The 13808-nt window shown below is 42.1% G+C and carries 12 protein-coding genes and 1 tRNA gene; 9 read left to right on the forward strand and 4 right to left on the reverse strand.

All coding sequences use genetic code 11. From position 1 onward, the window contains the following. The first annotated feature begins 28 nt into the window (after nucleotides 1-28). From HMPREF9010_RS14345 to HMPREF9010_RS14320, 8 genes are all read left to right on the forward strand, one after another. The gene (locus HMPREF9010_RS14345) at nucleotides 29-1309 is read left to right on the forward strand and encodes a site-specific integrase (protein WP_008648548.1); all 1281 of its coding nucleotides are present in this window, start codon (nucleotides 29-31) and stop codon (nucleotides 1307-1309) included. Nucleotides 1310-1375: 66 nt separating this feature from the next. After that, nucleotides 1376-2668: a YhcG family protein gene (locus tag HMPREF9010_RS0124335; protein WP_032562665.1), complete on the forward strand. Its 1293-nt coding sequence runs from the start codon at nucleotides 1376-1378 to the stop codon at nucleotides 2666-2668. 10 nt (nucleotides 2669-2678) lie between these two features. Then, nucleotides 2679-3698 (forward strand): hypothetical protein, encoded by a 1020-nt coding sequence (locus tag HMPREF9010_RS0124340; RefSeq protein WP_007842331.1) that lies wholly within the window; start codon nucleotides 2679-2681, stop codon nucleotides 3696-3698. 223 nt (nucleotides 3699-3921) lie between these two features. Further along, nucleotides 3922-4230 (forward strand): DUF3853 family protein, encoded by a 309-nt coding sequence (locus tag HMPREF9010_RS14340; RefSeq protein ID WP_007842330.1) that lies wholly within the window; start codon nucleotides 3922-3924, stop codon nucleotides 4228-4230. A 14-nt stretch (nucleotides 4231-4244) separates the two neighbouring features. After that, the gene (locus HMPREF9010_RS14335) at nucleotides 4245-5321 is read left to right on the forward strand and encodes an AAA family ATPase (RefSeq protein WP_007852816.1); all 1077 of its coding nucleotides are present in this window, start codon (nucleotides 4245-4247) and stop codon (nucleotides 5319-5321) included. Nucleotides 5322-5537: 216 nt separating this feature from the next. Next, the gene (locus tag HMPREF9010_RS14330) at nucleotides 5538-6497 is read left to right on the forward strand and encodes a toprim domain-containing protein (protein ID WP_007842328.1); all 960 of its coding nucleotides are present in this window, start codon (nucleotides 5538-5540) and stop codon (nucleotides 6495-6497) included. Between the two features lie 211 nt (nucleotides 6498-6708). Further along, nucleotides 6709-8112, forward strand: a complete 1404-nt coding sequence (locus tag HMPREF9010_RS14325) for a hypothetical protein (RefSeq protein ID WP_004308779.1) — start codon at nucleotides 6709-6711, stop codon at nucleotides 8110-8112. A gap of 88 nt (nucleotides 8113-8200) precedes the next feature. Further along, nucleotides 8201-8554: a nuclear transport factor 2 family protein gene (locus HMPREF9010_RS14320; RefSeq protein WP_004308780.1), complete on the forward strand. Its 354-nt coding sequence runs from the start codon at nucleotides 8201-8203 to the stop codon at nucleotides 8552-8554. A gap of 284 nt (nucleotides 8555-8838) precedes the next feature. Here HMPREF9010_RS14320 and HMPREF9010_RS26350 read toward each other — a convergent pair whose 3' ends face one another. The 4 genes from HMPREF9010_RS26350 to HMPREF9010_RS14305 all read right to left on the reverse strand — a co-directional run bounded on the left by HMPREF9010_RS26350 (nucleotide 8839) and on the right by HMPREF9010_RS14305 (nucleotide 11155). Continuing rightward, on the reverse strand, nucleotides 8839-8991 hold the full coding sequence (locus HMPREF9010_RS26350; RefSeq protein ID WP_005786088.1) for a hypothetical protein: 153 nt from the start codon (nucleotides 8989-8991) through the stop codon (nucleotides 8839-8841). A gap of 10 nt (nucleotides 8992-9001) precedes the next feature. Further along, the gene (gene lnu(AN2), locus HMPREF9010_RS14315) at nucleotides 9002-9514 is read right to left on the reverse strand and encodes a lincosamide nucleotidyltransferase Lnu(AN2) (protein ID WP_004308783.1); all 513 of its coding nucleotides are present in this window, start codon (nucleotides 9512-9514) and stop codon (nucleotides 9002-9004) included. Between the two features lie 24 nt (nucleotides 9515-9538). Further along, nucleotides 9539-10744 (reverse strand): macrolide efflux MFS transporter Mef(En2), encoded by a 1206-nt coding sequence (gene mef(En2), locus HMPREF9010_RS14310; protein ID WP_005786079.1) that lies wholly within the window; start codon nucleotides 10742-10744, stop codon nucleotides 9539-9541. Nucleotides 10745-11070: 326 nt separating this feature from the next. Beyond that, nucleotides 11071-11155: transfer RNA gene (locus HMPREF9010_RS14305), tRNA-Ser, on the reverse strand. A 133-nt stretch (nucleotides 11156-11288) separates the two neighbouring features. Between HMPREF9010_RS14305 and HMPREF9010_RS14300 the strand changes: the two genes are divergently transcribed. Then, nucleotides 11289-13790, forward strand: a complete 2502-nt coding sequence (locus tag HMPREF9010_RS14300; protein WP_008648550.1) for an endonuclease MutS2 — start codon at nucleotides 11289-11291, stop codon at nucleotides 13788-13790. Nucleotides 13791-13808: the final 18 nt, after the last annotated feature.

A 13808-nucleotide genomic window follows, 5' to 3' on the forward strand; every position in this document is an offset into this window, starting at 1 on the left:
GGGTGTAGAATTTCAAACGCACCCAATTATGAATATCAAACGAAACATCATTTTTGCATTGGAAAGCCGGAAGAAGAACGGTGTGCCAATCGTGGAGAATGTCCCCATCCGTATGCGCGTCATATACGCAAGCCAGCGCATTGAGTTTACAACGGGTTACCGCATCGATGTAGCCAAATGGGATTCCGACAAGCAGCGAGTGAAGAACGGGTGTACCAACAAACTAAAGCAAAGTGCATCTGAAATCAATGCCGATCTGCTGAAATACTATACCGAAATTCAAAACGTGTTCAAGGAATTTGAGGTACAGGAAGCCATGCCCACTACCCAACAGCTAAAGGACGCATTCAACCTGCGGATGAAAGATACAAGTGAAGACCAGGAAGACGTAAAGATAAGTTTTTGGGAGGTATTCGATGAATTTGTAAAAGAATGCGGCAACCAGAATAACTGGACTGAATCCACATACGAAAAGTTTGCAGCCGTTAAAAATCACCTCAAGGAGTTCAAGGAAGATTTAGCCTTTGAATATTTCAATGAATTCGGACTGAACGAATATGTCAATTTCCTGCGCGACAAAAAGGATATGAGGAACAGTACCATCGGTAAACAAATGGGATTCCTCAAATGGTTCCTGCGGTGGAGCTTCAAGAAAGACTATCACCAGAATATAGCATACGATACGTTCAAACCGAAATTGAAAACCACCCCCAAGAAGGTAATCTTCCTGACATGGGAAGAACTGAACAGACTTAAAGACTATCAGATACCCAAAGACAAACAGTATCTGGAACGTGTCCGGGATGTTTTCCTGTTCTGTTGCTTCACAAGTCTAAGATATTCAGATGTCCGCAACTTAAAGAGAAGTGATGTCAAGTCCGACCACATAGAAGTTACCACCGTTAAAACGGCAGACAGTCTGAGTATTGAGCTTAACAAGTACAGTAAAGCCATACTTGAAAAATACAAGGACATCCATTTTGAAAACCACATGGCATTGCCTGTTATCAGCAATCAGAAAATGAATGATTATTTGAAAGAGCTGGGAGAACTGGCAGAAATTAACGAACCTATACGTGAAACCTACTATAAAGGGAATGAGCGCATAGATGAAGTTACCCCGAAATACGCATTGCTCAGTACTCATGCAGGAAGAAGAACATTCATCTGTAATGCGCTGGCTCTCGGTATTCCGGCACAGGTTGTAATGAAATGGACAGGACACAGTGATTATAAAGCCATGAAGCCCTACATTGACATAGCCGATGATATTAAGGCTAATGCAATGAACAAGTTTAACCAACTATAAAAGTATCAGTCTGTTTCACAGATTATCCATTATTAGAGTTATCTTTGTTAAGTAATAGTTAGTAATATGGAAAATAACAACGAACATAATATAAAGAAAGGTCATTTTGATGCCTTTGTCCATGCTGTCGGTTCGGAAATAGAACAGGCACAAGTCCGGCTCATTACCGCAGCCAATGCCCAGATGTTGTTCCATTACTGGAAAATGGGCAATTATATACTGTACCACCAAAACCTGCATGGCTGGGGTGGTAAAATTATCAAGAAGTTGGCACAGGCAATCAGATTCAATTATCCTGAAAAGAAGGGATATTCGGAGCGTAATCTTACTTATATGTGCCAGTTTGCTCGTTTATATCCGTTAAATGTACTTCGTAGTTTTATTGAAGTAGATTCAATACTGTCAGTCCCTAATATTCAAAACATTACTAATGAAGTCCTAAAACTCAACAGCGGGCAATTTACGCAGGAGCTTACTGCGCAAATACAATCAGCTGATAATCAATCTTTAGAAATTACGCAGGAGGTTCCTGCGCAATTTCAGAATGTAGCAAAAACAGTAGCAACCATCTATAAAATAAAAATAGAGGATATAGAAGATTTATTCTTGGCGTCACCGATTGCAAGAATAAATTGGGCAAGCCATATGGTCATACTCAATAATCCGCTACCATTGGGCGTAAGGTATTGGTATATGAAACAATCGGTAGAAATGGGCTGGAGCAGTAATGTGCTGAAAATGCAGATTGAAAGCAATCTGTATGACAGACAAATCAAGAGTAACAAGGTAAACAACTTCACTGCCACACTTCCGGCACCTCAAAGCGATCTTGCCAATTATCTGTTAAAAGACCCGTATATCTTTGACTTGGCAGGAGCAAAGGAAAAGGCTGACGAAAGGGATATAGAAGAACAGTTGGTAAAGCATGTAACCCGTTACTTGCTGGAAATGGGTAACGGCTTTGCTTTTGTTGCCAGACAAAAACATTTCCAGATTGGGGACAGTGACTTTTTCGCCGACCTGATCCTATATAATATCAAGCTCCATGCCTATGTTGTCGTGGAATTGAAAGCAACGCCATTCAAACCGGAATATGCAGGGCAGTTAAATTTCTATATCAATGTTGTAGATGATAAACTGAGGGGAGAAAATGATAACAAGACCATCGGTCTTTTGCTGTGCAGGGGTAAGGATGAGGTCGTGGCACAATATGCCTTGGCTGGATATGACCAGCCGATAGGTATCAGCGACTATCAATTGAGCAAGGCAGTACCCGAAAATCTGAAATCTGCCCTACCGAGTATAGAAGAAGTGGAAGAAGAACTGACCTTATTCCTTGACAAGGACAAGAACCCATAATATAAAGTATATGGCAGGAAAGATACAGACGATGATTCCCCAATATGGAGAACTCAACAGAATATACAGAGACTATATAGATAATTACGCTTTTTCTTTTGACAGGCAGAAATTCATATCGGATTTCTATCAGGAGTATAATGACATGAAATCCTTTGAAGCCGCTATCCTTGAACTGGTGCTTGACAAGCAAAAAGAGCAATACACCTTGATACTCAACAGCCTGAAAACTGAAATAGAAAAGAGCATACAGGCTTATGAGATACGCCCGTTAAGTGACAGAGCCATAGAACGTGCTTGCTATCAGCACATGGAAAGGTATTCTCAGGAAATTGAAGCCCAGCTGGATGTTACAAGAAGTCTGAGCAAGCCGCTGAATGAAGCCAACAACAGGTATGATTCCATTGGTTACAGGGAGCATACAGCCGAAGAGGAAAAACAGGCAGAGAAAGAATATGAACGCTGCAAGGCTGAATATGACAGGGAAAAAGCCAAACTGAACAAACTCTATGATCAGCAAAAGGCTGCAAGAACAGAGGCATTCCAATACATGAAGAACTGTTGTGCGGACATATACCGTCAAAGCTGCCTTTTTCTGGATATATTGAAGAAATACATTCCTGACGGAAAGCAAGAGAATAAATCAAGCGAGCCAATCAGTCAGCAGGAAACGACAGAAGAACAACAGGAATATTTCAGCATGAAATTACTTTCGCTCATTCATGAGGTGTGCATAGGAGAACAGTTCGAAGAAATTTCCGCACTGGATTTCTATGCCAATATGAATCTTCACCCCTGCAACTGTAAGCTGAAAATAAAACCGAGAGAGAAAATACGTGTATGCTATCTGATATTCCTGATGAGCGAGAAACTCTCCAAACAGGACAGGGACAAATGGAAAGACAGAATACTGAAACTGCTGGATATTGACGACAGCTACTACAAATCCAAGTACAAGGAGCCTGTTTCAGATTTCCCCAGTGACAGCAACCAAAATTTCGCCAAGGAAATGGAACATATATTCAGATAATCCGTAATATATCCTGATACTTTACGAAAGTTCCACTTTTACCACTCAAAATAATTTTTGAGTGGTATTTTTATTTTCTGATATTCAATAAGATACAATGATATTCAGTTTGTACCGTCCCCATCCTTACCACTCATAACCCTACCTAATTTTGCATCGTTCGAGAACAGAAATAACAGCCAGTGCGCAGGGCTGATTGTTTAACGACTAAATAGATTGGACGATGACAAATATCCAAGAATTATTATCAAAACCCGTCTGGCAGATGACAGGCGAAGAATTCATATTCCTGAGTAAGCACGCTTCAGGTCAGGCCGAAGCATTGCCGCAACCCGTTACAGACACGGAAAAGAAGTATGTGTACGGAATACTCGGTATAGCCAAACTGTTCGGGTGCAGTCTGCCCACTGCCAACCGCATAAAGAAAAGCGGTAAGATAGACAAGGCGATTACCCAGATAGGGCGCAAGATTATCGTAGATGCGGAATTGGCTCTTGAGCTTGCCGGGAAGAAAACAGGAGGACGGAAATAATGGGAGGTATGCTTATGGACTATATGAAAGAAATAAAGGAGATTTCGGCAGAACAGGCAATAATCCTTTGGCAAGCTTCACGCCTGAGTCTGTCGAAAATCTACGAAAAAGCACCTGAGATTCTAAAAGTGCAAGGTTCGGTCATTGGTACACTGGGCAATTTCAGTGCATCCATCGGCAAAGCCAAGAGTAAAAAGACTTTCAATGTATCGGCTATCGTAGCCGCCGCATTGAAAAACGGTACGGTACTGCGGTATGTTGCGGAACTACCGGAAGAAAAAAGGAAGATTCTTTATGTGGACACGGAACAAAGCCATTATCACTGTCTGAAAGTCATGAAACGTATTTTACGGCTTGCTGGTCTTCCTGATGACAGGGACAATGAACATCTGGAGTTTCTCGCTTTGAGGAAATACACGCCCGAACAGCGTATCAGGATTGTCGAACAGGCTATCTATAATACACCGGACATAGGGCTTGTAATCATAGACGGCATCCGTGATATGGTATATGACATCAACAGTCCGGGAGAATCGACACGCATTATATCCAAACTGATGCAGTGGACGGATGACAGGCAGATACACATCCATACGATACTCCACCAGAACAAAGGCGATGAAAACGCAAGAGGGCATATCGGTACGGAGCTGAACAACAAGGCGGAAACCGTTCTGCTGGTGGAAAAGGACAAGAGCAACGGGGATATAAGCAATGTTTCAGCCATGCACATCCGTGCAATGGATTTCGAGCCTTTCGCTTTCCGTATCAACGACAATGCATTGCCTGAACTCATAGAGGGGTACAGACCCGAAGCGAAGAAACCCGGAAGACCGGAAGAGGAAAAGTTTGACCCTTACAGACATATTAGCGAACAGCAGCACCGCATAGCACTGGAAGCGGCTTTCGGACTGAAAGAGGAATACGGCTACAAGGATCTGGAAACCTCCTTAATCAAGTCATATATGTCGGTAGGTGTAAAACTGAACCATCAAAAAGCGGTATCACTTATCACCATGCTCCGGAACAAACGGATGATAGTACAGGAGAACGGCAGGAAATACACGTTCAAGCCGGACTTTCACTATTAGACCGTATAACCTGTAATCACTTCACTTTATTCGGCAGGTCTATATATTAAGAATAAAGCGAAGCGGTTGTAGGGAATAGAAAAGCGCTTCACTTTATTACCGTATCCTATATATACGAAGATAAAGTGAAGTGATTATACAGACCGTACTTCATAAAAAAGTACGGGCGAAAAGAGAAATAAATATTCCAACCATTATTCAAACACTCATCTTATTATGGATATACAGACAGCAAAACAAATCAGGATAGCGGATTTTCTGTACAGTTTGGGATATTCTCCCGTCAAGCAGCAAGGTATTAACCTATGGTACAAATCCCCGTTACGGGAAGAGACAGAACCCTCGTTCAAAGTAAATACCGAGCGCAACCAATGGTATGATTTCGCAATCGGCAAAGGTGGAAATATCATCGCACTGGCACAGGAACTCTACTGTTCCGACTATGTGCCTTATCTTCTACAGAAAATCGAAGAACAGATACCACACATACGTCCCGTGTCTTTCTCTTTTGGCAAGCAATCATTTTCCGAACCGAGTTTTCAGCAATTGGACATTGTGCTGCTGGCTTCTCCTGCCCTGCTTGCCTACCTACAGGAAAGAGGGATAAACACGGCACTGGCGAAAAGAGAATGTAAGGAAGCCCGTTTCACCCACAACGGCAAACGGTATTTCGCCATTGCCTTTCCGAACATATCAGGCGGATATGAAATTCGCAACCGATATTTCAAGGGATGTATCGCACCAAAAGAAATATCCCATATCAGACAGTCAGGAAAACCAAGGAGTACATGTTACGTTTTTGAGGGATTTATGGATTACCTTTCCTTTCTTACTTTAAGGCTGGAAAGCTGTCCGCAATCACCCGACTTCGACAGACAGGATTACATAGTTCTTAATTCCGTAGCCAATGTTCCCAAGGCACTCTATCCGTTGGGAAGCTATGAGCGCATCCACTGTTTCTTTGACAATGACCGTGCAGGAATGGAAGCAATACAGCAAATCCGAAAGGAGTATGATGCTACCCGGTATATACGTGACGCCTCGCAAATCTACAGTGGATGTAAAGATCTGAACGAATATTTACAGAAACGAATAGCCGATAGGAAAGAGCAAGCGCAATCTGTCGAAAAGAGGAATGATACGCTATCCAAGAAACCGAAAGGCTTCCGGTTATAGCCCACTATAACTACACGCTTCGCTTTCGTAGTTGTGGGCTCTCCCGAGGGGATTAGGGCTTTGCCCTAATGACCCACTCAGGGCGTTTCACCCCTGAGAACCCCGAGCAAAGAGTGACCCTCTCTTTGCAATCTCCGCTTATGGGTTACCCCTAAGAACCCCTCTGCGAAAGCGAGCAAAGTAAATCAATTGTAAACAAAGGAAAGAAGCTATGGCAACAAAATCAAGCATACATATCAAGCCTTGCAACATCGCATCGAGCGAGGCACACAACCGAAGGACTGCCGAGTATATGCGTAATATCGGGGAGTCCAGAATCTATGTCGTTCCCGAACTTTCCACCGATAACGAACAGTGGATAAATCCCGACTTCGGCACTCCCGAACTGCGAACTCATTATGACAATATCAAGCAAATGGTCAAGGAAAAGACCGGACGTGCCATGCAGGAAAAGGAAAGGGAACGCAAGGGAAAGAATGGAAAGATTATCAAGGTGGCGGGATGCTCACCCATCCGTGAAGGAGTATTGCTTATCAGACCGGACACCACACTGGCTGATGTACGCAAATTCGGTGAAGAGTGCCAAAGACGCTGGGGCATCACTCCGCTACAGATTTTCCTGCATAAAGACGAAGGGCATTGGCTGAACGGTCAGCCGGAAGCAGAAGACAAGGAGAGCTTCCAAGTCGGTAACAGATGGTTCAAACCAAATTATCATGCTCATGTCGTATTCGACTGGATGAACCATGAAACTGGAAAGAGCCGAAAGCTCAATGACGAGGATATGGCAACCATGCAGACCCTTGCTTCCGATATTCTCCTGATGGAACGTGGACAGGCAAAAGCTGTCACAGGTAAAGAGCATCTGGAACGAAATGATTTCATCATTGAGAAGCAGAAAGCCGAACTGCAACGTATAGAGGAAACCAAGCGACACAAGGAACAACAAGTAAGCCTTGCCGAACAGGAACTCAAACAGGTAAAAGCAGAGATACGCACGGACAAACTAAAGAAAACAGCCACCAATGCTGCTACCGCCATAGCAAGCGGTGTAGGTTCTCTTTTCGGAAGCGGTAAGCTGAAAGAACTGGAACATCACATCGAGCAGCTACATCAGGAAATTACCAAACGGGACAAAGCTACTGATGAATTAAAAATTCAGATACAACAAATACAGGAACAGCATAGCAGACAAATTCGTAATCTTCAAAGAATACATAATCAAGAACTTGAAGCCAAAGACAAGGAAATATCACGATTGAGCACCTTGCTTGAAAAAGCCCACAAATGGTTTCCCATGTTCAAAGAGATGTTGAGAATGGAAAAATTATGCGCTGTTATCGGGTTTACCAAAGACATGATAGAAAACCTCTTGACAAAGAAAGAATCCATACAATGTAGTGGCAAAATTTATTCCGAAGAACACAGGTGGAAATTTGACATCAAGAATGATATTTTTAGGGTTGAGAAACATCCGATGGATAGTGGTAAGCTTATGCTGACCATAAACCGACAACCCATAGTACAATGGTTTAAGGAACAATGGGAAAAGTTACAGCAGAATCTACGTAACTCGGTGCAGAGAGAGCAAAAATCCAGAGGATTTAGAATATAGAATAGCCTATTATTAATAAAATCAAGTATCTATGCATCCAAACAGATTGTTTTTATTACAGAATCAAAATCCTAAGAATTTATAAAAAATGAAGCCTAAAGAAGTTTTGGAAAAATGGATAGATTGCTTTAACAAAGCAGATGCTTATCATATAGCAGAGCTGTATGCTACTAATGCAGTAAATCATCAAGTCGCAAACGAACCAATAATAGGTAAAGAATCAATCTACAAAATGTTTGTGAATGAATTTGCCACTGCTAAAATGGTTTGTATGGTGGAAAATATTTTTGAAGATGGCGAATGGGCTATCATGGAATGGAAAGACTCTCTTGGACTTCGTGGATGCGGATTTTTTCATGTAAAAGATAACAAAATCGTCTTTCAAAGAGGGTATTGGGATAAACTTTCATTCTTGAAGCAACACAATCTTCCAATTGAATAAGTACTATCAGAATACGGACTGGGAAATTGAAATACCCAGTCCGAGTTATATAATGAATTTTACTTGTTAAACTATTTAAAGTCAGTTGGATAACAAACCATACCTTTCACATTCTCAGTAGCTCCAGGTATTAATTCAGCCACCATGCAATATTCATGAGAGACTTCGAAAGGAAATTCAATTCCTAAATCGATAGCCTTGCGATAGCCAAATCGAGGATAATACTCTTTATGCCCCAATACGACTGCTGTGCCGTAACCCAAAAGTGCTGCCCTCTGATGGGCTTACTGAATCAACATCCCCCCCCCAATTCCCTTACGCTGGAATTCCGGCAAGACTGCCAATGGAGCTACACTCAGGGATGTGACAGACTGGGTGTCACTGTCTATCTTTACTTCTGTAAGTAAGATATACCAGACAATTTGTTTTTCTGTCATTTTCTTGTTCTTATCTAATTGTTAGGCTCATTGTTGTTATACATTGTTTAATTATAGATAAATCGTGAATATCCTTCTCTCTTAAATCGTAGCCCGAATGGAATACTTGTTGCCCTTTTGCAGAAATGCAAGGGATGCTTCTGCCTTCAAAGACTGCTGTTCCAAAATAGTCCGGTTGAAATTCATACCAGCCTCCATCCAAGTCGGCTTGTTTGGAAGTGCCGTCCGCATTCAAGACAAAAGGATGGATATCAATATAGCCTAATTCTTTGCTATACAGTTCCACACGGGTGGGCAACCAATTTGTTTCAATTTGATATCCTCTCTCCTGCAAAAGATCAAGGAGTTGGTCTGTATAATTGGCATCAAAATCAATGTCAATATCTCTATGCAAGCGGGTTTGCTGTCCGTACAAGACATCCACTCCCCAGCCTCCATCCAACCAAAACTGCATGTCCAGGCTTTCCAACAAGTCCAAAACTTGAAATAACTCTGTAATCGTAGTGTGTTCTTTCTTTGTCATATAATAATTCTTTAATAAATAATACTATGCGTAATTATCCAACTGCTTGATTGAAGAAATAAAATTTGCACCCACTCCAATCAGAAAGATAACCCATCCGCTGATCATAAAGACGGATGTGATACCCCATGCTTCCACCCAATATCCTGAAGCTACGATACCCAGCATTGATGGAAAGGTACTCAAACTAAAGATGAGAGAAAAAGTCCGTCCAAGCATGTCCGAAGCCAAGTTCTGCTGAATAATAGCGATGAAAAGCGCATGGTAAATGGAATAGGCTATGCCTCCTGTAAATGTTAGGCAAACAAAACCTATAAATGCGCTTGATGGTAAATAACTGGCGCTAATCAGATACAATCCCAATATCACATAAGCCGTATGCATCACTAATGTTTGCTTGCTTTTCAAAGCCTTACAGGCAAGTACTAAACCGCCCAACAATGCCCCTGAGCCCCAACCCATTTCCACAACTCCCATTTGCAAAATGTTTCCGTTGAAATGCAGAAGCGTCATAAAAGGAAATAACGTAAAAACAGGCATAAGGACAAAAGTCACCAGCGTAAAGCATACGAATAAAGGCAAAATGCCCATTGTACGCCGCAAGGTATGCCAACATTCCGTCAGTTCTTTTTTGAAATCTGGAAGAACTTTCGTTTTTTGAAGAGAAGGAATCTGGACACAAAGTAAGGTCAGACAAGCAGCAACAGCTCCGATCACATCTATGAGCAGAATATACTGTATGGGAAGCCAAACAACGAGGCTTGCCCCTACAACGGGAGCTATCACCTCACTGAAGGATTGAATGGAATGGTACAAACCTGATACCCTGACAAGATGGTGCTTGGGAACCAGTAGAGGGATGCTTGCCTGTAAAGCAGGTGCATGAAACGTACTGCCTATTGAACGACAAGCAGTCAATAGATAAAAAAAAGAAAGGTCTTTATAACCCTTGGTTATCACAATAAAAAGACATAGGGTACAGAACGCGATGAACAAGTCCGAATAAAACATCGTTTTCTTTCGATTCCATCTGTCAACATAGACCCCGGCAAACAAGCCTAATACAAATTGTGGTAAAAATCCAGCTAAAATAGCCAGAGATAAAGCTGTCGGGGATTTAAATTCGTTGCTAATCCAAAAAATAATGGAGAAGCCAACAATCGTACTTGTTAAAATAGATATGAGTTGGCCTATTCCTATCACGGCCAAAGTTGATTTCCAATGATTCATTGTGCTAATATTTCATGCGTTTATAGATAAGTACTTTCGTACATTAAGCAAAACGAAATTCTATCCACACAAAAAACTTGTATTATAATCCACTCCTGACGTTGGAATACAATAACAAATACTTTCAGGACGATGTAAAGTCCTGAAAAATCAAACTGAATGGATAGATAAATATTAGTCTTTTCTCATCGGATTCTTTTAATATCGCTACTCTTTTATTATGTAGTGGTTGTATTATCTTAAATAAAACAAAAACACCGACTTTACATTCTTGGGTGTAAAACTGGGTGTTTGTTTTGCAATCTGCTGATTTTCAGCGTTTGTTGCGGAGAGACAGGGATTCGAACCCCGGGTACCTCGCAGTACAACGGTTTTCAAGACCGCCGCAATCGACCACTCTGCCACCTCTCCAAAACTCCTTTATCAGAAGTGCTTTCCGTTGAAAGCGGTGCAAAGGTACGAATCATTTTTAAATCTGCAAACATTCTGATATTTTTTTCGCGAATTAATCGTATTTTTGCAGTTCATTAGTAAGAACAGAAATATGATATACCCTCAAAACTTTGAGCAAAAGATAGGATTCGACCAGATAAGACAGTTACTAAAAGATAAGTGCCTCAGTACTTTAGGTGAAGAAAGAGTTACAGACATGAACTTTTCCGAGCAACATGAAGAGGTTGAGGAGAAATTAAACCAAGTAACAGAGTTTGTCCGCATCATCCAGGAAGAGGACGGATTTCCCGATCAATTTTTCTTTGATGTCCGTCCTTCGCTAAAACGTGTGCGGATAGAAGGAATGTATTTGGACGAACAAGAATTATTTGACCTACGCCGTTCATTAGAAACCATCCGTGACATTGTACGCTTTCTACATCGGAATGAAGATGAAGAAGAAAACAATACCCCCTACCCTAGCCTGAAACGACTGGCAGGAGATATTGCCGTGTTCCCGCAACTGATAGGGAAAATAGATGGCATCCTTAACAAATATGGAAAAATCAAGGATAATGCCTCTACCGAATTAGCCCGCATACGTCGCGAACTTGCCAGTACGATGGGAAATATTTCCCGTTCATTAAACAGCATCCTGCGTAGTGCGCAGTCCGAAGGATACGTGGACAAAGATGTAGCTCCCACCATGCGTGACGGACGTCTGGTGATTCCAGTTGCCCCTGGACTCAAGCGAAAAATCAAAGGTATCGTACACGATGAATCTGCCAGCGGAAAAACTGTGTTTATAGAACCGGCGGAAGTGGTAGAAGCCAACAACCGCATCCGTGAACTCGAAGGTGATGAACGACGTGAGATCATTCGTATCCTTACCGAGTTCTCGAATATCCTTCGTCCATCTATTCCGGAAATTCTTCAATCATACGAATTTCTGGCAGAAATAGATTTTATCCGTGCGAAAAGTTACTTCGCCATACAGACCAATAGTCTGAAACCCGCCGTAGAGAATGAGCAACTACTGGATTGGACAATGGCAGTGCATCCTTTATTACAACTTTCATTAGCCAAACATGGAAAGAAAGTTGTACCACTGGATATAGAGCTCGATCAAAAACAACGTATCCTTATTATATCCGGACCGAATGCCGGAGGTAAGTCCGTCTGTTTGAAAACAGTCGGTTTGCTGCAATATATGCTGCAATGCGGCATGCTGATTCCCTTGCACGAACGTAGTCATGCCGGTATATTCAGTAGCATCTTTATCGATATTGGTGATGAGCAATCTATTGAAGATGATTTGAGTACCTACTCTTCTCACTTGACCAATATGAAAATCATGATGAAGAGCTGTAACGAACGGAGCCTCATCCTGATTGACGAGTTCGGTGGAGGTACGGAGCCGCAAATCGGAGGTGCTATTGCCGAAGCTGTACTGAAACGTTTCAACCAGAAAGGAACATTCGGAGTCATCACTACCCACTACCAGAATCTGAAACATTTTGCCGAAGATCATGAAGGAGTAGTGAACGGAGCCATGCTTTACGACCGTCATCTCATGCAAGCACTTTTCCAATTACAAATCGGTAATCCGGGAAGTTCGTTCGCCGTAGAAATTGCACGAAAAATCGGACTACCGGAAGATGTCATCGCAGATGCTTCGGAAATCGTAGGAAGCGAATACATCAATGCAGACAAATACCTTCAGGACATTGTACGCGACAAGCGTTACTGGGAAGGAAAACGTCAAACTATCCGTCAACGGGAAAAGCACATGGAAGAAACCATTACCCGTTACCAGACAGAGATAGAAGAATTGCAAAAATCCCGGAAAGAGATTATCCGGCAAGCAAAAGAAGAAGCGGAACGCATGCTTCAGGAATCCAATGCCCGCATTGAAAATACGATTCGTACAATAAAGGAAGCGCAAGCCGAAAAGGAAAAGACGCGCCAGGCACGTCAGGAACTGACAGACTTCCGTACTTCTCTGGATGCATTGGCATCTAAAGAGCATGAAGAGAAGATTGCAAAAAAAATGGAGAAACTAAAGGAAAAGCAAGAACGGAAGAAAAACAAGAAGAGTGAACCGAAAGCTGCAGTCTCTTCTCCATCAAGTGCCCCTAAAATAGTGCCGATTGCAATAGGAGAAAATGTAAAAATCAAAGGACAGACAAGCGTCGGCCAAGTGATGGAAATCAGTGGTAAAAATGCGACTGTTGCTTTTGGAAGCATAAAAACGACCGTAAAAATAGACCGTCTGGAACGTGCCAATCATACGCCCAAGACGGAAGGGATTGCAAAAAGCACTTTTGTCAGCAGCCAGACACACGATCAGATGTATGAAAAGAAGCTTAGCTTCAAACAGGACATTGATGTACGCGGAATGCGTGGGGATGAAGCCTTACAGGCAGTCACCTATTTTATTGATGACGCCATATTAGTCGGCATGGATCGTGTACGTATCCTTCACGGCACAGGAACGGGAATACTTCGTACACTTATCCGCCAATATCTGGCCACCGTACCGGGAGTCAGTCACTATTCCGACGAACATGTACAGTTTGGCGGTGCCGGAATCACAGTAGTCGATTTTGACTAACACGTAAACAAAACGTTC

Source organism: Bacteroides sp. 3_1_23, assembly GCF_000162555.1.
GTDB lineage: Bacteria > Bacteroidota > Bacteroidia > Bacteroidales > Bacteroidaceae > Bacteroides > Bacteroides ovatus.

What these genes read in the sequence shown, in the direction of transcription:
- HMPREF9010_RS14345 (WP_008648548.1), top strand. Translation starts at nt 29, where the DNA reads ATGAATATCAAACGAAACATCATTTTTGCATTGGAAAGCCGGAAGAAG.
- HMPREF9010_RS0124335 (WP_032562665.1), top strand. Translation starts at nt 1,376, where the DNA reads ATGGAAAATAACAACGAACATAATATAAAGAAAGGTCATTTTGATGCC.
- HMPREF9010_RS0124340 (WP_007842331.1), top strand. Translation starts at nt 2,679, where the DNA reads ATGGCAGGAAAGATACAGACGATGATTCCCCAATATGGAGAACTCAAC.
- HMPREF9010_RS14340 (WP_007842330.1), top strand. Translation starts at nt 3,922, where the DNA reads ATGACAAATATCCAAGAATTATTATCAAAACCCGTCTGGCAGATGACA.
- HMPREF9010_RS14335 (WP_007852816.1), top strand. Translation starts at nt 4,245, where the DNA reads ATGGACTATATGAAAGAAATAAAGGAGATTTCGGCAGAACAGGCAATA.
- HMPREF9010_RS14330 (WP_007842328.1), top strand. Translation starts at nt 5,538, where the DNA reads ATGGATATACAGACAGCAAAACAAATCAGGATAGCGGATTTTCTGTAC.
- HMPREF9010_RS14325 (WP_004308779.1), top strand. Translation starts at nt 6,709, where the DNA reads ATGGCAACAAAATCAAGCATACATATCAAGCCTTGCAACATCGCATCG.
- HMPREF9010_RS14320 (WP_004308780.1), top strand. Translation starts at nt 8,201, where the DNA reads ATGAAGCCTAAAGAAGTTTTGGAAAAATGGATAGATTGCTTTAACAAA.
- HMPREF9010_RS26350 (WP_005786088.1), bottom strand. Translation starts at nt 8,991, where the DNA reads ATGACAGAAAAACAAATTGTCTGGTATATCTTACTTACAGAAGTAAAG.
- HMPREF9010_RS14300 (WP_008648550.1), top strand. Translation starts at nt 11,289, where the DNA reads ATGATATACCCTCAAAACTTTGAGCAAAAGATAGGATTCGACCAGATA.